This window comes from Flavobacterium sp., assembly GCF_025352425.1.
GTDB lineage: Bacteria > Bacteroidota > Bacteroidia > Flavobacteriales > Flavobacteriaceae > Flavobacterium.
In genome coordinates, this window is sequence record NZ_JANXTI010000066.1 from 1 (window position 1) to 23,093 (window position 23,093).

The following is a 23,093-nucleotide window of genomic DNA, read 5'->3' on the forward strand; positions in this document are numbered from 1 at the left end:
CAAACTTGAATAAGACAACGCCACCACCACCGCCAGTTTTAGCTTATCATATTTCTTTGAACGGACAACAGACCGGCCCTTTTAATCTTGAGCAACTTAAACAGTTTGCACAAAGCGGACAGTTCACGAAAAATCATCACGTTTGGAAAGAGGGAATGGCAGGTTGGGAATTAGCAAGTAATGTTTCTGACCTTGCAACAATATTTTCGGTTGTTCCACCACCGCCACCAACAATTTAAACTTAAAGAAAATGAAAATTAATTTTATCAAAACAATAATTACAATTTGTGTAAGTGGACTTATTGCATACGGATTTTACAGTTTTCATAAAACCGACAACAACCTACTTTTAAGTTTGGGCGGTTTTGTTTTCCTATCGATTACACTTCTATTTACTTTGAGTGTTACATTTTCTCTACCACGGACAACAACAATGGTCAGGACTGTATCAGGAATATTTTTTGTTGTGGCATTTGTAAGTAACCTGACATTTTCATTTTTCAATTTTTCAACACCAATTTATGTAATCATTAATGGCATTGCTTTTATGACCTATGCTTTAATTGCATATTCAATCAGCAAAGCAAAACAATAATTTTAAAAACATCTACTATGGCAAAAATAATTTCAATCGACACTTTCGATTTAGTAAGTAGTAAAGCAAGCGGTAAACGACATATTAACGCTGACCATATCATTGAACTTGAAGATTTAATTTCATACGACAGCAAGCCGTTGACAAGAATTAAACTTGTAAACGGTGACTTTCTTGACACTCAAAAAAGCGTGGACGAATTAGCAAAACAGTTGAATGGGTAAGGCAAACGCACAGGTGTAAGCACTATTGCAATTCACACAGGCGACACACAAGCCAAAAATTGCAATAGAGCTTTCACCTTTCCTGCCAGAAAATGAATTTTAAATTTTTCTCCTCCCCTTCTAAAAAAATTAAACACCCGACACGCAAACCAACGACTAAAAAGCAATATGGACAAGGACTTTAGCACCTCGACAGACAGAACGCCAGCTGCTAACAGCACCTACAAGAAATTGGCGTTTCAGTGGTTAAATGAAGCTTTGTGCTTCGTATCAAGTTCAGTGGTGGCAGACAGTTTTGTGCTTCGAAATCGCCAACTTCTTGTAGCTGCAAACCGTTATATGAAACCCGTGAGCTACACTAACCGCAGAAAAACGTTGGAACCGAAAATTAAGCAATATGGAAATAATAATTTTTGAAAACAAAATTTTAAAAATAAATAGAAAATCTATTCATCCTCCATCATATTCATTGCTTTTCATCATCTTACAAAAAATATTAACTAAATTTACAATATAAATAATTTTAATTATGAAAAACAAACTATACATCTCATTTCTTTTATTTATAATATGCACATTATCGATAAACGCTCAAAGTGATTATTATTACTATTATAAAGGACAAAAAACATACCTTGAATTAGATAAGTCCTCAATCAATATATTAACCAATAACAACTTTACAATCAGTGAAACGACAGAAGTTGGATTAAAACCTTATTCCTTAGGGCAAGATAATGAAACGGCAACTAATAAATTTGGCAAAGTTGAATATCAAACTGAACCAACATTAATTGAATTTTATCAAAAAATTAATTTATTAAAAAGCAAACCAAATATTAAAAGCATTGGATTATTTTTTAAACGAAATGGAGCAACATCAATAGGAATATCAAATTGTTTTTATGTGAAATTAAAATCCGAAAATGATTTTAACATTTTACAGCAACTTGCAACTCAAAAAAATGTTAAAATTGTCAAACAAGTTCCAAACATGCCATTTTGGTATATTTTATCAGCTACAAATACTCAATTTTCTTCTTTAGAACTATCAAATCAATTTTATGAAAGTGGATTATTTGCGGACATTGACCCTGCCTTCATGTTTCACTTTACTAATGGCTGTACTAACGACCCCGAGTTCGGAAATCTTTGGGGTTTAAACAATACTGCAAATCCAGCAATAGATATAAACGCCTGCCAAGCATGGAATGTGACATTAGGGCAAAATATAAAAGTAGCAGTATTGGACAATGGAATATTTACCACTCACAACGATTTGGCAACAAACATTTCACCCTTAAGTTTTAACACATTAACTGGAACATCACCTAGTGTATTTAATGGTTCCGCACACGGAACACATATTGCTGGAACTATTGGAGCAATAAAAGATAATAATCTCCAGGTTGTTGGTGTTGCTCCTGCTTGTGAAATTATGTCCGTAAGTCATCCACTAAATGTTACACAGACTATTTCAGCAGAATTGGCAAGTGGCATTAGTTGGGCAAATCAAAATAATGCAAGAGTAATCAATAACTCGTGGGGAGATTCAGGCGGTTTTTTTCCGCAATTGCATAGTACAATTTTAGAGAATGCAATAGATGTTGCAATTAATAACGAAATGTTAGTGGTATTTTGTTCACACAATAATAATGGACCAGTTGTTTATCCTGCCAATTATGATTCAAGAATATTAGCAGTTGGTTCAATTACTTCAACTGGTCAACGCTCATCTTTTTCAAACTACGGAACTCCGCTTGATGTTGTTGCTCCCGGAAGTAATATTCTATCAACAATGCCAAATAACAGTATAGGAAATATGAGTGGTACTTCAATGGCAACACCACATGTTGTTGGTGTATGCGCTTTAGTACTTTCAGTAAATCCCTGTTTAACAGCTCAACAAGTTAGAGATATTATTGAGAAAACCTCCCAAAAAATTGGAGGATATACATATACAATTACAGCAGGAAGACCAAACGGAACTTGGAATAATGAAATGGGTTACGGCTTAGTTGATGCTTATGCTGCTGTTCAAATGGCTCAACAAATGTATTCTGCAACGCTTGATTTAATGGTAAAAGATGGTACAGATGATATTGGTAATGAACCAAATAATATTACTCCATATATGTGGGCAAGTAGCGATATTTGGATAAGAAACCAAGCGGACGGTATTATCAATCAAGAGCATCAAAACCCAGAGTATAGTCCAACAGTTCCTAATTTTGCTTATGTTAGAGTTACCAATAAAAGTTGCGTAGCTTCAAATGGAAACGAACAAATTAAATTTTACTGGGCAAAAGCAGGAACATCACTTGAATGGCCTGCATCTTGGGATGGGCTAAATTATTTTCCGTCTCCAATTCCGTCTCCTCTTCCTAATGTAAAATTAGGAGATCAGGTAGGAACTGTAACAATCCCCACTTTACAGCCTGGTCAAGAAACCATTGTTCAAATTCCTTTTATGGTTCCTAATCCTTCGGATTATTCTTTTTGGGGAGCAGACCAATGGCATTTTTGTTTATTAGCACGTATTGAAGCTACAAATGACCCATTAAACGAAACAAATGGCTTGTACTCTAATGTTCAAAATAATAATGGCATTGCGTGGAAAAATGTAACAATTGTAGATTTGTTAGCTAATAGAAACAGTGGCTTTGTAACAGTAGGCAATCCTTTTGACGAACCTAGAGCATTCTTTTTAGAATTGGTTAAAGAAGATTTAGAAACAGGAAAACCTATTTATGACGAAGCAGAAGTTAGTGTGAAAATGGATGAAACTTTGTTTAATGCATGGGAACGTGGAGGAAAAATTGCTCAAGAATTAGAGGCAACTCAAGACCAGAAAAGAAAAATTGTAAAAGGCAACAACGTGATTATTGATAATATTGCCTTTAATGCTAATGAAATGGGGAGCGTTGAATTAAAATTCAATTTTTTAACAGAAGAGCTTACAGAAAAGTCAAAATTTGTTTATCATGTTGTTCAAAGAGATGCAACAACTGGTCAAATTATTGGAGGAGAGACATATATTATCAAAAAACAAGTAAGACCTGCTTTTCTTGCAGACGCTGGAGACACTAAAGATGTTGATAAAAATGAGCCAATAACAATTAGTGCATCTCAAATTAGTGAGCCTGCTATTTATAACTGGTATGATTCAGCAGGTAATCTAGTATTTACAGGTAAGGACTTAACTATTGCTACTCAAGTGGCAACCAAATACAAATTAGAAGTAATTGCAACTACAGACGGCTTCAAAGATTATTCCGAAGTTGATGTTAATATTAAGCCAAGTATTTTAAATACTATTGCGCCGAATCCAGCAACTAACAATGTAAATATTAGTTACAAATTAAATGAAGCAGGTTCAGCCTATTTGATGATAATAGGTAGCTACGGTACAACGGGAACAACCAATAACTATATTTTAGACATTAATAGTTCAGAAGCAATAATCAATATTTCAAATTATCCAAACGGTTTTTATACAGTGGCACTAGTTTGTAATGGAAATATAGTAGACGCAAAAACATTAATCAAACAATAAAAAAGAAAAAGCAGTTGGCTACGCCAACTGCTTTTATTATTAATTTTAAAAATAAAAGTCATGAAAAATTTAATTTTATCACTATTTGCTTTTTTTACAATTAGTTGTAGTAATGATACACAGACAAATTCAACAACTTTAACTCCAATAACCCCTGTTTTAATAGGTAAAAGCAGCATCTCTGATCCAAGTATACCTTTACAAAACGTCGCTATTACGAATCAAACGCAATGGAACTCGCTTTTAACATCAATGAATTCTGTAAACAACGTTTCAAATAGTTTTACTGAACAAAATATTGATTTTAATAATTTTGATGTTATAGCAGTTTTTAGAAATCCTATATCAAATAGTTCATCAACCGTAGATATAACAAGCATAGAAGAAAACCAAACAAACAGATTTGTAACAGTACAAAATTTGACAGATGGAATAAGCGGAGACGTAGCGCAACCTTTTCATATTGTGAAAATACCAAAATCTACAAAACCTATTTTATTTCAATAAAACAATACCATTTATAAAAAAAAGCAGTTTAAAAATAATTTTTAAACTGCTTTTTTCATTAACAATCTATGTAAAATATTACATACATTTGTGAAAATCAATTATAAAACTAAAAAACTATGGCATCAACTTCCGAAGTAGGACATGCAAAAAACATTGCTAACCTCAATTTACTAAACACCAACATTGTTGCTTTGGGAGCAACATATAACCCAAGTAATCTAAAATTACTTTTACCAAATTTACAAACCATCTACACAACATCTTTTACCCAACAAGCGAGTGTAAACAACTTGGTTGCACCCTACTCTGTCGCGGTAGATGAAAGAGAAGTAATCTTTAAACCATTAAACCGCGAATTAACCAAGCTCCGAAAAGCCTATAAAGCAACCGAGGGAGTTACACAAGTGCAACTCGAAGATTTAATGACCATCATCCGAAAATTAAAAGGTATCAAAAAATCAAAAAGCAGTACCTCTACAGACCCGACAGAACAACAAGACAGTTATTCAACTTCACAAATGAGTTATGACCAACGAACCAATACAATGGATTTGCTCATCTCATTATTACAGAATACACCAAACTATAGTCCTAACGAAAGTGAATATAAGATAGTAGCCTATCAAGACAAAAAAGCTGCAATGCTTCTTAAAACACAAGTCGTTGCAGACACTTTCGTACCATTAAACAATGCTCGTAGCGCAAGAAATGAAACACTATACAATTCCGCAGATAACCTTGTAGATACTGCCAACAAAGCCAAAGATTACCTATTCACAATCCTTGATTCAAGTTCAGTACAATACAAAGCAATAGCAAAAATAAAATTCAAAAAACGCTAATCCCAAATAAGCAATGTCCAAATCAAACAAAGCCTTGGCGCAATCGAACAAGGCTTTGGCTCGACTAAACAAGACACGGGCTCAATCGAAATAAGCATAGTCCAAAATAAACAAGACAATGTCCAAATCGAACAAGGCTTGGGCGCAATCGAACAAGGCAATGTCCGAACTAAACAAAGCTATGTCCCGAGTGAAATAAACGAAGTCCAAAACTGAAAGTGGAAAAGGGAAACCGAAATGGAAAAAACGGGCATCATATAACAGCCGTTTCTCGCAATTGCGAATTTTGTTTTAAGTTCACGTTTACGTTTCGCAAGAAATATTATCTTAGTGGAAAATAATTCGTTCCGAAGTTCGCAACTGACGAGAAGCGGCGGAACGTTAGCGGTCATTGTAAAAAGACGACAGTACGACTCAAAGCTGACATATGAAAATGAAAAAAGCCAACGCTTCTGCAAAATTAAAAGAGGTGTTTTGCCAACCCACTTGCCGACACAAAAACACCACATTTAATTTTGCCCGACCGCACCCAAAGCCCACCCACCACCCGACTTTTTGACAACTTTCACGAATGTTAATAATTTTTTCTCAGACAGTTGTACAATTCAGAAAATCATTTTACATTTGACACATATTGTCAAGTTAATACTTTCAAATTGAAAACAACAGGAGAAATAATCAGAGAACAACGGGAGACAAAAGGATTACTCCTAAGACAAGTTGCAGCCCAACTCGACATTGACACTGCAATACTCAGTAAAATTGAACGTAGTGAAAGAAAAGCGACCAGAGTGCAAATAGCTAAACTCGCTGACATTCTCGACTTGAACAAAGACAATTTACTCATTCAATATTTAAGTGAAAATATCGCTTACGAAATTGCGGACGATGATCTAGCTAATCAAGCACTAAAAGTTGCAGAAAAAAAAGTAAAATATCTAAAAGCCCATAAGAGTAAATGAGTAAATCCAAAAATACAGTTATTGATTTATTTTGCGGCTGCGGTGGACTTTCATTTGGTTTTATTGAAGCAAATTATGAAGTTGTTTTAGGCATTGACCATTGGAAGGATGCAATCACAACTTTTGAAAACACTCATAAAAAAGCAAAAGGACTTGTTGCAGATTTATTTAATGAAACACCTAAACAAATTAGTTTAAAAACAGGCATAAAAAAAGTTGATGTAATAATTGGCGGTCCACCTTGTCAAGGATTTTCAATTGCAGGGAAAAGAATTATTGATGATGAAAGAAACAAACTTTATAAATCATTTGTGAGTTTTGTTGAATATTATAAGCCAAAAGCATTTCTAATGGAAAATGTTCCAAATATAGTTTCAATGGGACAAGGTGTTGTGAAAGATACAATTATTAAAGATTTTGAAAAATTAGGTTACACAGTAGTTTATAAAGTTCTATTGGCTTCAGAATATGGCGTTCCACAAAATAGAAGAAGAGCATTTTTTATAGGAACAAAGGGGAAGAAAGAATTTATTTTCCCTGAACCTTCAAACAAAAAAATAATTTCTGCAAAAGATGCAATTTCCGACTTACCTGAAAAATCGGTTACCGATGGTAATAAATATAAATCAGAACCGAAATCAGAATATCAAAAACTAATTAGAAAAAGTTCAGATAGTATTTTTAATCACGAAATAACAAATCATAGCGAACAGACAGTTGAAATTATATCATTGGTACCTGATGGTGGCAATTATAAAAATCTTCCTAAAAACTTACAGCAAACAAGGAATGTGAACATTGCTTGGACACGATTAAATAGTAATAAACCAAGTTTCACAATTGACACTGGGCATAGACACCATTTTCATTACAAATATAATAGAGTGCCAACGGTTAGAGAAAGCGCACGAATACAATCTTTCCCTGACAGTTTTATTTTTTTAGGAAGTAAAACAAGTCAATATAAACAAGTCGGCAATGCTGTTCCGCCAATTTTAGCAAAAGTATTAGCCGAAGAATTAAAAAAATATCTATGAGTAAACAAGTAAAATATAAAATACCTGACAAGTATTTTTTTAGGTTGCATCACGTAAGACCACGGTTCAAAAATGATGTTGAAGAAGTCTTACTTTATGTTGCGACATCTATCTCTGAAATGAATGTTCTACCCGAGAAAGAATTTAATTCAGAATTGAATAAAGTACTTTTTGGTTTTAAGAAAAATTCAACTTCTACTCAAAAAACTATTGATAATTGGAGAACTGAAATCTCCGCATTGTTTGCTTTCATTCAAGAAAAAGGCAATTATTTACAGCCAAGTAAAACAGCAATCAGATTAGCGAATAATCAATATTTGGATGAGTTTTTCAATTATTTTCTCTACTCATTCCAATATCCAGGCGGACACATTAAATCACAGAATGTTATTAAGCAAATTGAAGCAGGAGTAAAATTCAAGCCTTGCAATTTTATTTTACAACTTTTAATTGAAGGAGAAAAATTAATAGGCAAACCATTTAGTGTAACTGCAGAAGAATTAACCCAATGTGCCTATTTTGATTTAAGGGTAACGCGAGATGGGAAACATCCAAAAGATGTTGCCAAAATGATTTTAAAACATAGGAGTGAAAAAATCGAGTATGATCATAAATACGAACAACTAATAAACGAAAAGACAGGCGAATACCCATCCAATGGCGATGTTTGCAGATATGCAGGAGACATTTTGGATTATATGGTATTAGCAAACCTCCTACAAGACAAAGGAACTGGTTACTATTATTATTTGAATGATGAAAATAAAGAAGCGATAAACTATCACTTGAATAATTCAAAATGGTTTAATCGTTATGATAAATTTTACAAACAAAAAGAAATAACCAATCCCGAAATAGCTGAAATTGAAGAAACTTGGTTTACATACGTAAATAGTTTCGATAGCATTGAAGCATTTGCACCACATTTAGATAAAGCAGAAGCAGAAAATATTTCAAGCCTCATTCAAGAATATTATTCACGAATGACGGGGGATAGAAAAGTGCCAACTAAAATCATTGGAGACTATGGAGAAAGTTTGATTTTAGCACACGAATATTTGCGCACAAAAGATAAATCAAAACGCCAACATTTAATAAACAAAATACCTACACCGCTTGGGGTTGGTTACGATATACAAAGTGTTGAAATTGAAAAGAAGAAACGATACATTGAAGTAAAAACAACCAAATCAAGAAAGGCAATAAATAACAATCGCTTTAAATTAACTCCTAATGAATGGGATACAGCCGAAACAATGGGAGAAAATTATTTTATTTATTATTTAGTTGTAAACGATAAAGAGAAAAATATTTTCGTTATTCAAAACCCTGCGAAGCAGCACTCTCAAGGAAACTTAAAAATTGATAAAAATTTAGTTGTTGAATTTTCTAAAACATCTGGACAATGGCAGAAATTATTGGAAGTAAGAAATTAAAAGTCGCATCACTATTTTGTGGATGTGGTGGAATGGACTTAGGCATTCAAGGCAATTTTAGTTTCCTTGGGAAACATTTTGATGCTTTACCTTTTGAAGTTGTGTATGCGGCAGACAATGACGCTTATGCAACAACTATTTATAACAGTAACTTCTCGCATAAATGCGAATTGAAAGATGTTAGAGATATTATTCCAAGCCAAGTTCCAGACCACGATATATTATTAGGTGGCTTCCCTTGTCAATCTTTTTCTATTAGTGCGCAAAACCCACCAAGGCTTGGTTATAAAGACGACAGAGGAAAATTGTTTTTTGAAATGGTTAATGTTCTTAAAGAAAAACAACCGCGTTTTTTTATTGGAGAAAATGTAAAAGGATTACTTTCTGCTAACAAAGGGAAAGCATTCCCAATAATTGTAAAAGAATTTGAAAAAGCCGGGTACTATATTCATCACAAATTATTAAACGCATCAGAATATGGTGTTCCGCAAAAAAGAGAACGTGTATTCATTGTCGGCTTTAGAGAGTTTGAAGATTATTTTAATTTCCGTTTTCCAAATCCACATACTTTAAATGGATCAAAAATTAAATTAAAACAAGTAATTGATAAAAAAGCGAACAAAGATGATAAATGGTTTTTCAGTCAAAGAGCCGTTGACGGTATGCTTAGAGTAAGAGAAAAAATGAATAAAGGAAGAGTTCAAGATTTGAATCAGCCTTGTAATACAATTAGCTCACATCTTGCTAAAGTAAGTTTAAATGGCACAGACCCCGTTTTGATGATAGACGAACGTTATAGGAGATTTACACCAAGAGAGGCTGCAAGTATTCAATCATTTCCTGAAAGTTTTAAATTAGACATCGTTTCGGAAAACAGACAATACAGAGCTATTGGAAATGCTGTGCCTCCCGTTTTAATGTGGCACGTTGCAAACGCCTTGACAAAAAATTTAGCACCAGAAACCAAACCAAAAAAGAAAAAGTTGAATAAAGAATTTGCCGAAGCATAGCCAACACATTTGGTAGCACATTTGCTTTTTTACAACGCACCGACCAACGCTAAAAAAATCAAAAGAGCTACCAAGCTAACACACAATGACAGACAGTAATACACGACAGACAAGCACGACCGAAAAAAACAACGAACCGCTAACAGCACCTAAAAAAAATGGCGGGGGAAGTGCGAATATAAACAGTTGTGCAACTAATAAAGTTTGGTGGGTATAGACAGTTTAGTGTTCCAAATCCGCCACTTCTTTTAGCTGCAAACCGTTATAGGGCATTTTAAAAGACGACAGCAAACCAATGACAGAACAAAATATTATCGACACAGTGGTTGAGAAACTTAACAAGTATCCTGACATTAAATTCGACAAGAAAAATGACAGCGAACTCGAAATATTTTGCCGAGACGACAAAGGCTTTGACATCCTATTGCAGACTGACCAACGAGAAAACACACTCCATTTCGGGACTTTTCATTGGCACTATGACAACACCGAAGAAGAGACAAATGAAATGCTAAATCAACTTGTTTTCGGCTTAACAGGAATTGCAAGACTTAAAGAGTTTTCCAAAAATGGCAAAGCATATAAGTGGACATTACAAATCCAGGACAGAGATGGCAACTGGTTTGACAACGGAACAATGGGACTAATGAACTTCAATTTTTGGTCAAAGGCAGACATAAAATATTTACAAAACGACCTTTTACCGAAAGCCCTTTTATACGCAGACAATGAAACAGAACACTAGAGTTACGGACAGAAAAACGCCCTATAACAGCAGCTACAAGAAATTGGCGGTTCAGTGGTTAAATGAAGCTTTATGCTTCGTATCAAGTTTGGTGGTAGTTGACAGTTTAGTGCTCCGAAATCGCCAACTTCTTGTAGCTGCAAAACGTTACCTGCAAGCGTAGGACGACCGACAACTCGACATCAAACCGACAGAAACTGAGGACGAAAATGCCAACGCTTCGCAAAATTAAAAGAGGTGTTTTTCCAACGCACTTGCCGACCCAAAACACCACATTTAATTTTGCCCAACCGCACCCAAGCCCACCCACCACCCAGACAATTTTGTTGACAACATTTACTGACTTTTTTGACGGTGGTTCAAAATATTCTTTTTACATTTGCCAATATTTGTCAAGTCAAAACAAAGCACATTGAAAACAATCGGAACTATACTTAGGGAATTGAGAGAGGCTAAAGGACTTCTGCTTAGAGAAGTTGGAGCTAAACTTTCGCTTGACCCGACAATTTTGAGCAAAATTGAGCAAGACAAACGTATGCCGACAAAGGAGCAAGTAAAAGCACTTGCCGACTTTTACAAAGACCAAAAAAATGAAGTAATTATTGCTTGGCTTTCAGACAAATTAGTTTACGAAGTGCAAGACGAAGACTTGGCATTGCAAGCAATGCAGGTAGCTGAGGATAAAATAAAATACCTAACCAAAAAGAACGGTAAGAAATAATGGAATTACAATTAGAGAATTTAAAATATCAGGACACCGCTATTCAAGCGGTTATTAAAGTGTTTGACGGAACAGAGAAAAACACTTTTGACAATGCTTGTATTGAAGGCATCCGTTCTAATTTTTGCAAACTAACAGCAAAACAATTAACAGACAACATCAAAGCCATTGCAAAAGAAAACGGCATTGACGATGAAACAGCAAAGTATTCAGCGGACAATGATTTGTGTATTGAAATGGAAACAGGAACAGGTAAAACCCTCGTTTACATTAAGACCATTTACGAGTTACACAAACATTATGCTTTTACAAAATTCATCATACTTGTTCCATCAATCGCAATTAGACAAGGGACTTTAGGCACATTCAAAACTTTTGAAAAGCAACTTGAAAGCATTTACGGTTTCAAAGTTCAGGCATTTGATTATGACAGCAAAAAGCTAAATAAAGTAACCAACTTTATTGAAGAACAACATCCACAAGTTATGATTATGACTACTGGTGCTTTCTCTTCGGACGACAGAATTTTGAACAGAACACAAAGAGAGGATTTATTCAACAACCTGCCTTACATTGACGCTATTGCTAAAGTTCGACCATTCATTTTTATGGACGAGCCACAGGAAGGAATGGACAGCGACAATATGATGGAACGTTTAAAAACACTTTCAGCAGACGAAAGAAAAGAACGTTACAGCACAAAGGAAAACGAAAGAGAAAAAACAATATTCAAAACACTTGACCCCCTTTTTAAAATACGTTATTCAGCAACACATAAAACAGTTAAAAATTTATTGTATCGCTTAACTCCTTATGACAGCTACAAACAAGGATTGGTAAAGAAAATTGAAGTTTTGACTGTTACTGAGAAAAATGATGAGGCTACTATAAAAATTGAACTTACGGCTACAGACTGGGGAAAAGGTGAACCAAAAGCAAAAGTAAAAGCGTGGAAATTGAAAGCAGGAAAGTTTGTTTTTGAAGAAACAAGTTGGCTGAAAGTTGGCGACAACTTAGGCGACAAAACAAACAATCCAAGTTATTTAAACTACAAAGTTGAACGCATCAACAAGAGTTTGAAAACGCAAAAATGGAGCATCACATTTACTAATGGTGTTGAACTTTTTGAAAAACAAGCATCAGGAAACGTTGAAAATATTTGGGCTTTGCAATTAGAGTGGCTCATACAACGCCACTTTGCAAAATCTCAAAAATTGCAACCAAAAGGCATTAAGGTTTTAAGTTTGATTTTCATTGACAAGGTTTCAAATTATATGGGTGAAGAACCCAAAATCAAAAACCTATTCGTTGAAAAATACAAAGCCATTTATCCCGAATACAACGATGGCAAAGTTCCAACAGCCCAACACATTCACGAATTACAAGGCTACTACTTTGCACAAAATGCAAAAGGAGAATTTTCAGACAATGAAGGCGGACTAAAAGAACAAAAGAAAATTTACGAACTGATTTTACAAAAGAAAGATGAATTGCTGACTATTGGCAACTCAATTGAATTTGTATTTTCTCATAGTGCTTTAGGTGTTGGTTGGGACAACCCCAACGTTTTCAACATTGCAACACTCAACACAGCCTACTCCGAAATTCGCAAACGACAAGAAATCGGTAGAGGTTTACGAATTTGTGTAAACCAAAAAGGACAAAGGGTTTATGATGCTTTAAATGCAGAAGATGCAGACAGAGTAAATCAATTGACAGTAATTCCAAACGAAACTTATGAAACCTTTGTAACGCAATACCAAAAGGAAATTAAAGATGTTTACGGAACAACTTCGGCAGGTGCAGGTATGTCGCATACACACAAAGGCAAACCACAAAACGAAGTAAGTTTCAAACGCAATACAAATACTTCTATAGATGAAGCATTTAAACGCTTCTGGAAATCATTAGCAAAAAAGACAGATTATGTAATTGCTTTTGATGAAGACAATCTAATTGCTAAAGCCACCGAACAAATAAACCTGATAACTATTTCAGATTATGTTGCAGAAGTGAGTAGTAGAAACATTGGAACTATTACGGAAGAAGGAATTGAAGATAGTTTTGGCGGAACGGAAACTTACAAACTGAAAGCAAAATTTACACCTTTGGATTTGGTGGAAGAACTAAGCGAAAACACAGGCTTGAGTTATACAACGCTTTTTAAAATTGTAAACAACATTACCAATTTAGACCACATCATTAAAAATCCACCGCAATACATTCATACGGCTGCTGGAATTATTCGCAACATAGAATTGGACGAAATGCTTCGGGGTTTAGATTATCATTTAACAGGCGAAGATTTCCCTTTTAGCTTTAACGACTTCGTTAGAAATGTTTCCAAATCAGATTATGTGGAAACGCCAAACAGAGGCGTGTTTGACAAAATGCTTATTGACAGTAATGTGGAATATGATTTTGCAAAAGCATCTGACAATCAACCCGACATTGTGTGTTTTATTAAGTTGCCAAGTTGGTATAAAATCAGAACTCCTATAGGCGAATACGAACCCGATTTTGGTTTAGTAATGAAACGCAAAAGTTTGAAAACAGGCGATGAAACCGAATATTACTTTGTAATTGAAACCAAAGGAACAAACGACATCAACGATAAAAAAGCATTGACCGAAAGCGAAGTGTATAAAATAAAATGTGCAATGAAACACTTTGAAACTTTGGGTGTGGAAGTGCATTACAAGGCTCCTGTAAAAGAATATCACTACTTCCAAAAGGAAGCTGACAAAACAATTAACGCATTAAACGAAAAATAGGAAATGGAAAATATAAATGACCTAATGCCATTGAGCAACGACTGGAACAAGGAGAGATTAACACAACTAAAAAATCTTTTTCCTGACCTGTTTACCAATGAAGGCAAACTAAATATAGAAGAACTTAAAAAAGTTGTTGACCCCGCAAGTGTTTCTGAAACTGAACGCTATGAGTTCAGATGGTTTGGCAAAAGTGCTTCAAAAAGAAACGCTTTTACTCCAAGCAATGCTACTTTAATGCTTGATGAAAGCAGAAGCGTAAATCCAAGTGAAAGCGAAAACATAATTATTGAAGGTGAAAATTTGGAAGCACTTAAACTTCTAAGCGACAGCTACAGGGAACAAGTTAAGTGCATTTATATTGACCCACCCTACAACACAGGAAAAGATTTTGTGTATAGCGATAACTTTACCGAAGATAAAAAACCGTATTGGGAACAAACAGGCGTGACAGAAAACGGTGTTAAGGTTGACACGAATTTGGAGGCTGATGGTAGATTTCACAGTAATTGGCTGAATATGTTGTATAGTCGTTTACTTATTGCAAGGTCATTGCTAAAACCTGAAGGAGTTATTTTTATTTCCATTGATGATAACGAAGTTCATCATTTGCGTAAATTATGTGATGAAGTTTTTGGAGAAGAAAATTTTGGTGGTCAAATTATTTGGCAAACAGCTACAGATAATAATCCTACCCAAATTGCAACAGAACACGAATATGTATTGTGTTATTTAAAAGATAAAAATGAGCAAGATTTTTGGGAAGTTCCATCGGATAAAGGCAAAATTATTCAAGAAAAATACGATGAGTTACAAGGAAAATATAATGAAGATATTGAAAGTATCCAAACCGAGTTAAGAAAATGGATAAGGTCTCAAACAAATGGTAACGATTTATCAGGAGTTGCTCACTACTCTTATATTGATGAACAAGGTGTTTACTATCCTGGAAATTCTGCAAACACAAAACCTGGAGGTTACACTTATGACATTATCCATCCAATTTCTGGAAATGTTTGTGCAAAGCCTGAATACGGTTATAGATGGCCTTTCGACACTTTTAAAGAAGCTGACAAACGTAGCGATGTTCAATGGGGTGATGATGAAAATACTATCCCAAAAATTAAGAAAAGGCTTGATACCGTTTCTCAAAGATTAAAAAGTTACTACTATGAAGATAACAGAGCAACATCAGGCGAATTAAAAACTTTGTTTGGTGGGGTTAAGGTGTTTAACAATCCAAAATCAGTTAATTTTTTAAAGCATATCTTCAAATTTGTTACCAATGAAAATGATTTAATATTAGATTTTTTTGGCGGAAGCGGTTCAACAGGTCAAGCCATTTTCGAACTTAACAAACAAGACAATTTAAACAGACGATATGTTTTAGTTCAAATCCCCGAACTAACAGATGGAAAGACAGAAGCATTTAAAGCAGGTTATAAAAAAATTAGCGACATAACCATTGAACGCAACAAAAGAGTAGTTGAAAAAATAATTGAAGAAAAGAAGAAGCTACAACCCGACTTGTTTACCAACGGACATAAGGAAGATGCAATAAAAGGGTTAGGTTTTAAGGTTTTCAAATTGGTAAAATCAAACTTCCCAAGAGTTGAGTGGGCACCCGATGTTGACAAAACAGACGAAGAAAATATTGCTTTGCTCAAAAAATACATTGCCGACAAAGAAGCACAATTGGTAACAGCTTTCAACCGTGACGAACTATTGACAGAGATTTTAATAAAAAACGGTTTTCAACTAAACTACAAAGCCGACAAGCAAGAACAGTTTAAGAAAAATGAAATTCTTTTAGCCACAGACGGCATAAAGGAAACCCTGATTTGCTTAGACGTTGCAATTGATGCAGACACTGTAGAGCATTTTAAAAAGCACACAGACAAAAAATTCATTTGCCTTGAACGAGCATTGGACACGACAAAAAAATATAACTTAAAACATTATTTGGGAGATTTATTCAACGCATTTTAGCCAACGCATTTGGTAGCACATTTGCATTTTTTGCCAACGCAAAAGCCAAACAAAAAAATGCAAAAGAGCTACCAAGCCAACGCACCAAGACACTGCAAACAATGGACAACAGAGCAACGACAGACAGAACGCCAGCAGGTAACAGCGGTTTGGCAAAAGTGGCGGTTCAGTGCTCCGCAGACACATTTGTGGTTAATCAAAGTTCAGTTCTCCGCATCAACATTTGTGGTAAAAATCGCCACCTTCGCCAAGCCGCAACCCGTTGTGCGTCAGTTGCATACGAAAAAAACTCCTGCGAAAAAATGACATTTAGAAATTTGAAATTTAATAAGTGTTGTAACATAGAAACGTGAAAGTGGAAACGTGAAAAGTTTGCGCAATAATTCCTAAATTTGAAAAGCGAAATCTTGAAAATTTTTGTGCAAAAAATGCAGAAACGTGAAAGTAGAAAGTGAAAAGTTTGCGCAAAATATGAATTTAATAAGAACTTTTTTCTTCCAAAACAACCGAACGCACAACAGCGGTTTTGCGAGATTGCGAATTTTTCGGTAAATTCACGTTCACGTTTCGCAAGAAATATTATCTTTAACAGAAAATAATCGGTTCCGAAGTTCGCAACCTCGCAAAGCCGCGAGACGTTGTGCGACACTTTCGAGCGACAGAAAACGTACAAAAAAGAAAATTATTTTTTACAATTACGGAAAACCGTATCGTAAATAATTTAAGAGTAAGTATTTTTGAAAACAAAATTAAATATAAACATTAAAATTAAACTATGGCATTTTTAGACCACAATGGGGAAAGTGAATTTCCAATGTCGAAAGACAAAGTTTTCGAAGCAATGAAAAAAGCAATTCCGACAATTAACGGATTGAAAATTGAAAACGCAGACAAATTACAAGGAAGATTTGTTGTTAAAGCAGGAGTTAGTTTGTATAGTTGGGGTGAAAATATTCCAATACAATTAACTGAAATTTCAGAAAGCAGAACTAAAGTTCAAATAACTTCGTCACCGAAAACAGGAATTATGTTTGGTGGAGCATTTGATATGGGTAAAAACAGAAAAAATATTGAAAATATACTTTCTAGCACTTCCAGAATTTTGTCATCTGAAAATGAAACAAATACTTCCGAAATAAAACAAACTGATAATACTCAAAAAACAAATAATTTTCAAACAACTCAAAATTCAAATTCTATGGAAAACAACAACTCAAATTCAAATGCTTGGTACGAAAAAACTTGGTTAGTTGTAATTTTATGTATAATCTTTTTTCCAGTTGGTCTTTACGCACTTTGGAAAAACTCTTCAATTTCAAAAGGTTGGAAAATTGGAGCAACTGCAATTATCGCTTTAATTGTTATTGCAAATTTAGGCGACAAGGATAAAAATACTTCAACTTCAACAGAAACTCAAAATGTGGTAGAAACTGAACAACCAAACACAACAGAAACTGAAACAGTTGCAAATGTGGAAGAAAATAAGGCTGATGCAGAAAGAGAAACAGTTAGTGAAAAATTAAAAGCAAAAGCAAAAAGAGATTTTCCAGATGATTTTACCACTCAAGAATTTTGGTTAAACGAACAAATGAAGGCTTACGATTATATGCTAACAATAGAAAATAGTTCTGTGAAGTCAAAAGCCCAAGAAGATTTTCCATTAGATTACACAACACAAAAATTTTGGTATAATCAGCAAGTCGATGCACAAGAACGAATGAAATAAAAAAGCGATCGCACAACAGCGGTTTTAAGAAATTGGGGTTTTCGGTCTTAATTTAAAGTTTGTTTTGTACTTTTATGGTCAGTGATTAACCGAAAGTTCGGGCATACTTTTCCCCAACTTCTTGAAGCCACGAGCCGTTACCACTCAGTTTTTCAGTGCGCGCTTTTCGACGGAAATTTAGCTGAATATTGAGGTTTGGTTTTCTAAAACTCAATTGAAAATTAGTTTCTCAGAAATCAAAGTTTGAGCGAAATTTTATCAGAAAGTAATGCGTGAAAAAGTTAATCGAAAAATTAAAACTGGAAAAGATTGCGTGAAAATCAATCGCAAAACCAAGTTTGAAAGTGTTTGCGCCGAAAACTTTCTCAGAAAATTATCGAATGGTAGAAACCGAAATGGAAACCGAAAATGGAAACTGGTTATGTTGCGTGCTCAAGTTAGTACAAAACCGAAGTGGTAACAGCGGTTTCAAGAAATGGCTGGTTTTATTTTTCTTAGACGGAAATTACTCAAAAGGAAAATTGTATATCTTTACAACTAACTATAAAGTTGCCGCCACTTCATGAAGCCGCGAAACGTTATATGCAAGCTTCTCGAAAAATTTGCGGTACAGGAAATTCACGTTGGAAGAAACCGAAAAAAGTAGCTTTTGAAAGAAACTTATCAGAAAGTGAACAAGACATCCGCCAAAGTGAAATAAGCATCCGCCGAAATGAACAAGACACTCGCCAAAAGCAACAAGGCTTGGGCAGAATCCAACAAGACGTTGGCGCAACCCGAAAAGGCTTGGGCAAAAACCGAATAAGCATTGGCACAATCGAACAAGACGTTGGCAGAATCTAACAAGGCATTGGCGCGACCGAAATAGACAATGTCCGAATCGAACAAGACAATGTCTCAACAAAACAAAGCTCGGGCGAAAGTAAAACAGAAAGTGTTCAACAGAAAATAAATGGAAGTGGAAAATGAAACTTACCAAAGGGAATACGAAGCCAGCATATAACAGCTGTTTGGCGCAATGGCTGGTTCCGATTTTCCTTAAACGGAAAATCGAAAGCCGGAAAACTTTCTTATATTTACACCAACACGTTCAACTTGTCGCCACTGACGCCAAGCAGCGAAACGTTGGCGGTCAGTTGAAAGCGACGCACAGGAAAAACAAGAAAATACAAATCAATTAAATTTTAGAATAGTTTGAAAAAAATTACAATTATACTTATCGCTTTTATTCTTGTTGGATGTAATTCAAATGAGAAAAATAATTTAGAAGAAATGAATTTGAAAGGAAATATTAAATCTGTAAAAGAAATTTATTTTGATGGTAATGAAAAGTTTGGAGAATATGTTAAAGAAGATTGGAAATACACAATTGAATATTTTTTTAACGAAAGTGGAAACATAACTGAAAGAAATAGCTATTATGCTCCTATAAATAGTATTCGTGATAAAACTAAATACATTTATAATAATAATCAAATAATTGAAGAAAACAAATATGATTCTGATGGTAATTTAGATTCTACTGAAAAATATAATTACGATAATTCAGGAAATAAAACAGAAAAAATTTCAATCGAAAACAACAAAATAACTTCTACCGAAAAATATGTATATGATAAAAAAGGACATTTGAAAGAAATCAAATATGTGCTTCCTGATGGAAATATAAGTTGGGAAGAAAAGTTTAATTATAGTAGCGATGGTTTGCTATTAGAAAAAATTGAAAACTCAAATATCATTAACAAATATAATGAAAATGGACAACTTATTGAAATAAGTAATCTTAACTCAACAACAACCGCTATTAAATATATCTATGACAATAATGGAGAGCAGATAAAACAAATTAATTACTATGACAACGGAACTCCAAATGGAGATACTTTTGAAAGTAAAATTAAATATGATGAAAAAGAAAATTGGATTCATAAAATAATTATTGGCAATTCTGAATGGTCAAGTAAACCAGATATAAGAATTGAAGAAAGAGAAATAGAATATAATAATTAAAAAACAACCGAACCGCCAACAGCCGTTTCTCGCAATTGCGAATTTTGCGGTAAGCTCACGTTTGCGTTTCGCAAGAAGTTTTATCTTCAACAGAAAATATAAAGTTCCGAACTTCGCAACTGACGAGAAGCGGCGGAACGTTAGCGGCAAGCTTCCAAAAAAAAACCGAATTCAGAAACTTAAAATCAGAAAATATGGCACTTACTAACTGTCCAGAGTGTAAAAAAGAAATTAGTAGTAACGCAAAAAGTTGCCCTCATTGTGGTTATAAACCTAAAAGCACAGGTTGTTTTACATACTTACTTTACATATTTGGGTTCTTATTTATAATTTATATAATTTCACAATTCTCTCCAAGTACTGGTTCAACCGTAATAGATGATACTCGAACTTATGATCAAAGTTGGAGAAGCCCAACCGATGAAGAGTTTAAAGCAATAAGTAGATTAATGATAAAAAATAATGTTTCTGGTTGCGGAGAATATCATGTTAAAGAAATTGAGCCAAATGAATTTGTAATAGCATGTAGCGATGGAGAAAAATGGACTTATTTTGTTGCTTGGCCAAATATTGACGAAATAAATCTAGCTAACGAAGAAATGATAAGTAAACTAAAACCTCCTTACTAAAAAGCCAGCCGCTAACACACGTTTGGCGCAATTGCGAATTTTGTGGTAAATTCACGTTCACGTTTCGCAAGAAATATTTTCCTAATGGAAAATAATCAGTTCCGAAGCTCGCAACTGACGCCAAGCGTGGGAACGTTAGCAGTAACTTTCTGAAAACCCCTAAATTAACAGAAAACCTAATGGAAAAATAAATGAAAAATGTGTCGAAAATATTTGTCTCAATTTTACTTTTACTTATAATTTGGTCGACATACGTTTTTTTGAATTTTCCTAACAAAGAAAAAATAAAAGAGAAACTAATAGACAATTATTCTGAAAATGTAACTCCTGATAAGAATAATATTGAAAAACTAATAAAATTAGACAAAGAAAATAACCGAACAATTTTACTTGGGAAAGCGGAAAGTTCAAGAATGTATAAAAATTGGTTTCCGTATTCAACTCATAAATTTGGAAAAAATGAAACGGAAAGAATATTGAAAATTTTAAATGATGGAAGTAATTATATTTGGGGAGAAATTGGAACTCCATATTATGACCAAATAATTGTATTTTTCGACAAAGAAGAAAATGAAATCGGTTATGTGAACATAAGTTTAGACGGACAAATTGATGTTTTTCCTAATATTGCATTAACTAAATGGGGTTGTTTAAGTGAAAAAGGATTCAGAGAATTAGTTACTGCGATTAGAACAGAATAAAATAATAACAAAAAAAGCTACTGCTAACAGCCGTTTGTCGCAATGGCTGGTTCCGATTTTCCGTAGCCGGAAAATCTAGCGCCGGAAATTTACATATCTTTACACAAAACCGTTAAGCTTGCCGCCACTGACGACAAGCGGCGGAACGTTACTGGTAATTGCGCTTTTTCTCAGAACTTACTCTTTAAAATTCACGTCTTCTTCCCTATTTTATTGAAAATTCAAAGCCAGAGATTTGAAAGTAAACCGAAAATTGTTGCGTAAATTTTGCGTGGAAATTGTTTGCGGCAAAGTTTGCGGGAAAAATAAAAATAGAAAAAATTACTCAAAAAGTGTTGATGTAATTGTTTGCGCAGAAATGGAAATGGAAAAATGGAAATGGAAATGGAAACCGGAAAATGTTTGTGGTTACGTTGCGTGAAAATGAAACGTGGCGCAACTACCAGTAACAGCCGTTTCTCGCAATTGCGAATCTTGTTGTGAATTAACACTCACGTTTCGCAAGAATTTTTATCTTTAACAGAAAATAATTCGTTCCGAAGTTCGCAACTGACGAGAAGCGCCGAAACGTTACCGGCAAGCAATCCACAAACCACAATCTAATGTTGACAAAACCCGAAATATACACAGTTACCAATGGATATATTGGCGTCGAAAGCGGATATCTTGGAGATTTTAGCTATCGAACTCATGCCGAATTCTATCCATATTATTGTGATTTAGATATTCATCCAGATGGATATGAAGGAACAACTAGGCAGAAATTTTTACAAATATTAGAATCTTCAGACGCGCAAACACAAGCAAAAATATTGAGTGGAGTTTTAAAAAGATTTCCTTTAGAAAATTTCCCTGAAGGGCAAAGAGAAATCAAACAAAGAGCCGAGAGACTAATTCAAGAAATGATTCACCGACTAGAAGGCATTGCAGTTCCACAAGATAAACTTGTATTTACTAATGATACCGTAGAAAGAGCTATTAGAGATGCTGAACTATTAATACAGAAAAATGGTGCGACAAGTGGCGTTGATAGAATACACACCGCGCTTCATGGATACGTTCGTGAAGTTTGTAAACAATCTGGCATTGAAACAGATGAAGATGAAAGTTTATCTTCAATTTTCAAAAAACTAAAATCCGCACATGCTGCATTACAAAACAATGGTCCTAGACAAACTGATATTGATCATATAATAAATGCGTTTGCAAATACTCTTGATAAATTAAATCCAATTAGAAATAAAGCGAGTCTTTCTCATCCAAATGAAAACTTACTTGAAGAAGATGAAGCAATGTTTGTTGTAAATGCAGCCCAAACTGTATTGAATTATCTTAACAGGAAATTTAAATTATAATTGCCAGCCGGTAACAGCCGTTTCTCACAATTGCGAATTTTGTGGTAAATTCACCATTGCGTTTCGCAAGAAATATTATCTTAGTGGAAAGAACTCGGTTCCGAAGTTCGCAACTGACGAGAAGCGGCGGAACGTTATGGGCAAGTTTAAAAAAAAACGACAAAACGGACACGGACAGACAAGAGAACCACCGTTCTTTCGGTTTGACAGTTCTTGACTGTTAGACTGGCAGAATATAAATAAAAGTGGAGACCAGCAACCACTCAAAAAA

At 34.4% G+C, this 23,093-nt stretch carries 25 protein-coding genes; all 25 read left to right on the forward strand.

Features of this window, described 5'->3' with window-relative positions; genetic code table 11:
- Positions 1–239, forward strand: a 239-nt coding sequence (locus Q0Q99_RS09095) for a DUF4339 domain-containing protein (RefSeq protein ID WP_293894632.1), incomplete at its 5' end; no start/stop codon positions are given.
- A gap of 11 nt (positions 240–250) precedes the next feature.
- Positions 251–595 (forward strand): hypothetical protein, encoded by a 345-nt coding sequence (locus Q0Q99_RS09100; protein ID WP_293894635.1) that lies wholly within the window; start codon positions 251–253, stop codon positions 593–595.
- A 17-nt stretch (positions 596–612) separates the two neighbouring features.
- Positions 613–819 carry a hypothetical protein gene (locus tag Q0Q99_RS09105; protein WP_293894637.1) on the forward strand — a complete coding sequence of 69 codons (207 nt, stop codon included), beginning with the start codon at positions 613–615 and terminating at the stop codon, positions 817–819.
- 168 nt (positions 820–987) lie between these two features.
- Positions 988–1,236 carry a hypothetical protein gene (locus tag Q0Q99_RS09110; RefSeq protein ID WP_293894640.1) on the forward strand — a complete coding sequence of 83 codons (249 nt, stop codon included), beginning with the start codon at positions 988–990 and terminating at the stop codon, positions 1,234–1,236.
- A gap of 112 nt (positions 1,237–1,348) precedes the next feature.
- Positions 1,349–4,375: a S8 family serine peptidase gene (locus tag Q0Q99_RS09115; RefSeq protein WP_293894643.1), complete on the forward strand. Its 3,027-nt coding sequence runs from the start codon at positions 1,349–1,351 to the stop codon at positions 4,373–4,375.
- A 60-nt stretch (positions 4,376–4,435) separates the two neighbouring features.
- Positions 4,436–4,882: a hypothetical protein gene (locus Q0Q99_RS09120; RefSeq protein WP_293894646.1), complete on the forward strand. Its 447-nt coding sequence runs from the start codon at positions 4,436–4,438 to the stop codon at positions 4,880–4,882.
- 119 nt (positions 4,883–5,001) lie between these two features.
- Positions 5,002–5,727, forward strand: a complete 726-nt coding sequence (locus Q0Q99_RS09125) for a hypothetical protein (RefSeq protein WP_293894649.1) — start codon at positions 5,002–5,004, stop codon at positions 5,725–5,727.
- 656 nt (positions 5,728–6,383) lie between these two features.
- Positions 6,384–6,689 carry a helix-turn-helix domain-containing protein gene (locus tag Q0Q99_RS09130; RefSeq protein WP_293894652.1) on the forward strand — a complete coding sequence of 102 codons (306 nt, stop codon included), beginning with the start codon at positions 6,384–6,386 and terminating at the stop codon, positions 6,687–6,689.
- On the forward strand, positions 6,686–7,726 hold the full coding sequence (locus tag Q0Q99_RS09135; RefSeq protein ID WP_293894655.1) for a DNA cytosine methyltransferase: 1,041 nt from the start codon (positions 6,686–6,688) through the stop codon (positions 7,724–7,726). The genes Q0Q99_RS09130 and Q0Q99_RS09135 overlap by 4 nt, the downstream gene beginning before the upstream one ends.
- On the forward strand, positions 7,723–9,162 hold the full coding sequence (locus Q0Q99_RS09140) for a DUF3883 domain-containing protein (RefSeq protein WP_293894658.1): 1,440 nt from the start codon (positions 7,723–7,725) through the stop codon (positions 9,160–9,162). Before Q0Q99_RS09135 ends, Q0Q99_RS09140 begins: the two co-directional genes overlap by 4 nt.
- Positions 9,132–10,172: a DNA cytosine methyltransferase gene (locus Q0Q99_RS09145; protein ID WP_293894661.1), complete on the forward strand. Its 1,041-nt coding sequence runs from the start codon at positions 9,132–9,134 to the stop codon at positions 10,170–10,172. Before Q0Q99_RS09140 ends, Q0Q99_RS09145 begins: the two co-directional genes overlap by 31 nt.
- Before the next feature lie 295 nt (positions 10,173–10,467).
- Entirely contained in the window at positions 10,468–10,917 is a 450-nt protein-coding gene (locus Q0Q99_RS09150) for a hypothetical protein (RefSeq protein WP_293894664.1), read from the forward strand.
- Positions 10,901–11,080, forward strand: coding sequence for a hypothetical protein (locus Q0Q99_RS09155; protein ID WP_293894666.1), 180 nt, complete (start codon positions 10,901–10,903; stop codon positions 11,078–11,080). The genes Q0Q99_RS09150 and Q0Q99_RS09155 overlap by 17 nt, the downstream gene beginning before the upstream one ends.
- Positions 11,081–11,329: 249 nt before the next feature.
- Positions 11,330–11,638 carry a helix-turn-helix transcriptional regulator gene (locus tag Q0Q99_RS09160; protein WP_293894668.1) on the forward strand — a complete coding sequence of 103 codons (309 nt, stop codon included), beginning with the start codon at positions 11,330–11,332 and terminating at the stop codon, positions 11,636–11,638.
- Positions 11,638–14,412, forward strand: coding sequence for a DEAD/DEAH box helicase family protein (locus Q0Q99_RS09165; protein WP_293894670.1), 2,775 nt, complete (start codon positions 11,638–11,640; stop codon positions 14,410–14,412). The genes Q0Q99_RS09160 and Q0Q99_RS09165 overlap by 1 nt, the downstream gene beginning before the upstream one ends.
- 3 nt (positions 14,413–14,415) lie before the next feature.
- Positions 14,416–16,401, forward strand: coding sequence for a site-specific DNA-methyltransferase (locus tag Q0Q99_RS09170; protein ID WP_293894672.1), 1,986 nt, complete (start codon positions 14,416–14,418; stop codon positions 16,399–16,401).
- Between the two features lie 57 nt (positions 16,402–16,458).
- A complete protein-coding gene (locus Q0Q99_RS09175) occupies positions 16,459–16,707 on the forward strand; it encodes a hypothetical protein (RefSeq protein WP_293894675.1) in 249 nt (82 codons plus the stop codon).
- Between the two features lie 469 nt (positions 16,708–17,176).
- Positions 17,177–18,127, forward strand: a complete 951-nt coding sequence (locus tag Q0Q99_RS09180) for a hypothetical protein (protein ID WP_293894678.1) — start codon at positions 17,177–17,179, stop codon at positions 18,125–18,127.
- Between the two features lie 380 nt (positions 18,128–18,507).
- Positions 18,508–18,693, forward strand: a complete 186-nt coding sequence (locus tag Q0Q99_RS09185; protein ID WP_293894680.1) for a hypothetical protein — start codon at positions 18,508–18,510, stop codon at positions 18,691–18,693.
- Positions 18,677–18,970, forward strand: a complete 294-nt coding sequence (locus Q0Q99_RS09190) for a hypothetical protein (protein WP_293894683.1) — start codon at positions 18,677–18,679, stop codon at positions 18,968–18,970. Before Q0Q99_RS09185 ends, Q0Q99_RS09190 begins: the two co-directional genes overlap by 17 nt.
- A gap of 122 nt (positions 18,971–19,092) precedes the next feature.
- Positions 19,093–19,308 carry a hypothetical protein gene (locus tag Q0Q99_RS09195; RefSeq protein WP_293894686.1) on the forward strand — a complete coding sequence of 72 codons (216 nt, stop codon included), beginning with the start codon at positions 19,093–19,095 and terminating at the stop codon, positions 19,306–19,308.
- A gap of 13 nt (positions 19,309–19,321) precedes the next feature.
- A complete protein-coding gene (locus Q0Q99_RS09200) occupies positions 19,322–20,137 on the forward strand; it encodes a hypothetical protein (protein WP_293894689.1) in 816 nt (271 codons plus the stop codon).
- 194 nt (positions 20,138–20,331) lie between these two features.
- Positions 20,332–20,766: a zinc ribbon domain-containing protein gene (locus tag Q0Q99_RS09205; protein ID WP_293894692.1), complete on the forward strand. Its 435-nt coding sequence runs from the start codon at positions 20,332–20,334 to the stop codon at positions 20,764–20,766.
- 260 nt (positions 20,767–21,026) lie between these two features.
- Positions 21,027–21,467: a hypothetical protein gene (locus tag Q0Q99_RS09210; RefSeq protein WP_293894695.1), complete on the forward strand. Its 441-nt coding sequence runs from the start codon at positions 21,027–21,029 to the stop codon at positions 21,465–21,467.
- 602 nt (positions 21,468–22,069) lie between these two features.
- Positions 22,070–22,822, forward strand: coding sequence for an abortive infection family protein (locus Q0Q99_RS09215; protein WP_293894698.1), 753 nt, complete (start codon positions 22,070–22,072; stop codon positions 22,820–22,822).
- Positions 22,823–23,093 lie beyond the last annotated feature (271 nt).

What these genes read in the sequence shown, in the direction of transcription:
- Q0Q99_RS09125 (WP_293894649.1), top strand. Translation starts at nt 5,002, where the DNA reads ATGGCATCAACTTCCGAAGTAGGACATGCAAAAAACATTGCTAACCTC.
- Q0Q99_RS09140 (WP_293894658.1), top strand. Translation starts at nt 7,723, where the DNA reads ATGAGTAAACAAGTAAAATATAAAATACCTGACAAGTATTTTTTTAGG.
- Q0Q99_RS09170 (WP_293894672.1), top strand. Translation starts at nt 14,416, where the DNA reads ATGGAAAATATAAATGACCTAATGCCATTGAGCAACGACTGGAACAAG.
- Q0Q99_RS09165 (WP_293894670.1), top strand. Translation starts at nt 11,638, where the DNA reads ATGGAATTACAATTAGAGAATTTAAAATATCAGGACACCGCTATTCAA.
- Q0Q99_RS09180 (WP_293894678.1), top strand. Translation starts at nt 17,177, where the DNA reads ATGGCATTTTTAGACCACAATGGGGAAAGTGAATTTCCAATGTCGAAA.
- Q0Q99_RS09185 (WP_293894680.1), top strand. Translation starts at nt 18,508, where the DNA reads ATGGTAGAAACCGAAATGGAAACCGAAAATGGAAACTGGTTATGTTGC.
- Q0Q99_RS09155 (WP_293894666.1), top strand. Translation starts at nt 10,901, where the DNA reads ATGAAACAGAACACTAGAGTTACGGACAGAAAAACGCCCTATAACAGC.
- Q0Q99_RS09120 (WP_293894646.1), top strand. Translation starts at nt 4,436, where the DNA reads ATGAAAAATTTAATTTTATCACTATTTGCTTTTTTTACAATTAGTTGT.
- Q0Q99_RS09135 (WP_293894655.1), top strand. Translation starts at nt 6,686, where the DNA reads ATGAGTAAATCCAAAAATACAGTTATTGATTTATTTTGCGGCTGCGGT.
- Q0Q99_RS09100 (WP_293894635.1), top strand. Translation starts at nt 251, where the DNA reads ATGAAAATTAATTTTATCAAAACAATAATTACAATTTGTGTAAGTGGA.
- Q0Q99_RS09105 (WP_293894637.1), top strand. Translation starts at nt 613, where the DNA reads ATGGCAAAAATAATTTCAATCGACACTTTCGATTTAGTAAGTAGTAAA.
- Q0Q99_RS09150 (WP_293894664.1), top strand. Translation starts at nt 10,468, where the DNA reads ATGACAGAACAAAATATTATCGACACAGTGGTTGAGAAACTTAACAAG.
- Q0Q99_RS09205 (WP_293894692.1), top strand. Translation starts at nt 20,332, where the DNA reads ATGGCACTTACTAACTGTCCAGAGTGTAAAAAAGAAATTAGTAGTAAC.
- Q0Q99_RS09115 (WP_293894643.1), top strand. Translation starts at nt 1,349, where the DNA reads ATGAAAAACAAACTATACATCTCATTTCTTTTATTTATAATATGCACA.
- Q0Q99_RS09195 (WP_293894686.1), top strand. Translation starts at nt 19,093, where the DNA reads ATGAAACTTACCAAAGGGAATACGAAGCCAGCATATAACAGCTGTTTG.
- Q0Q99_RS09175 (WP_293894675.1), top strand. Translation starts at nt 16,459, where the DNA reads ATGCAAAAGAGCTACCAAGCCAACGCACCAAGACACTGCAAACAATGG.
- Q0Q99_RS09215 (WP_293894698.1), top strand. Translation starts at nt 22,070, where the DNA reads ATGTTGACAAAACCCGAAATATACACAGTTACCAATGGATATATTGGC.
- Q0Q99_RS09110 (WP_293894640.1), top strand. Translation starts at nt 988, where the DNA reads ATGGACAAGGACTTTAGCACCTCGACAGACAGAACGCCAGCTGCTAAC.
- Q0Q99_RS09145 (WP_293894661.1), top strand. Translation starts at nt 9,132, where the DNA reads ATGGCAGAAATTATTGGAAGTAAGAAATTAAAAGTCGCATCACTATTT.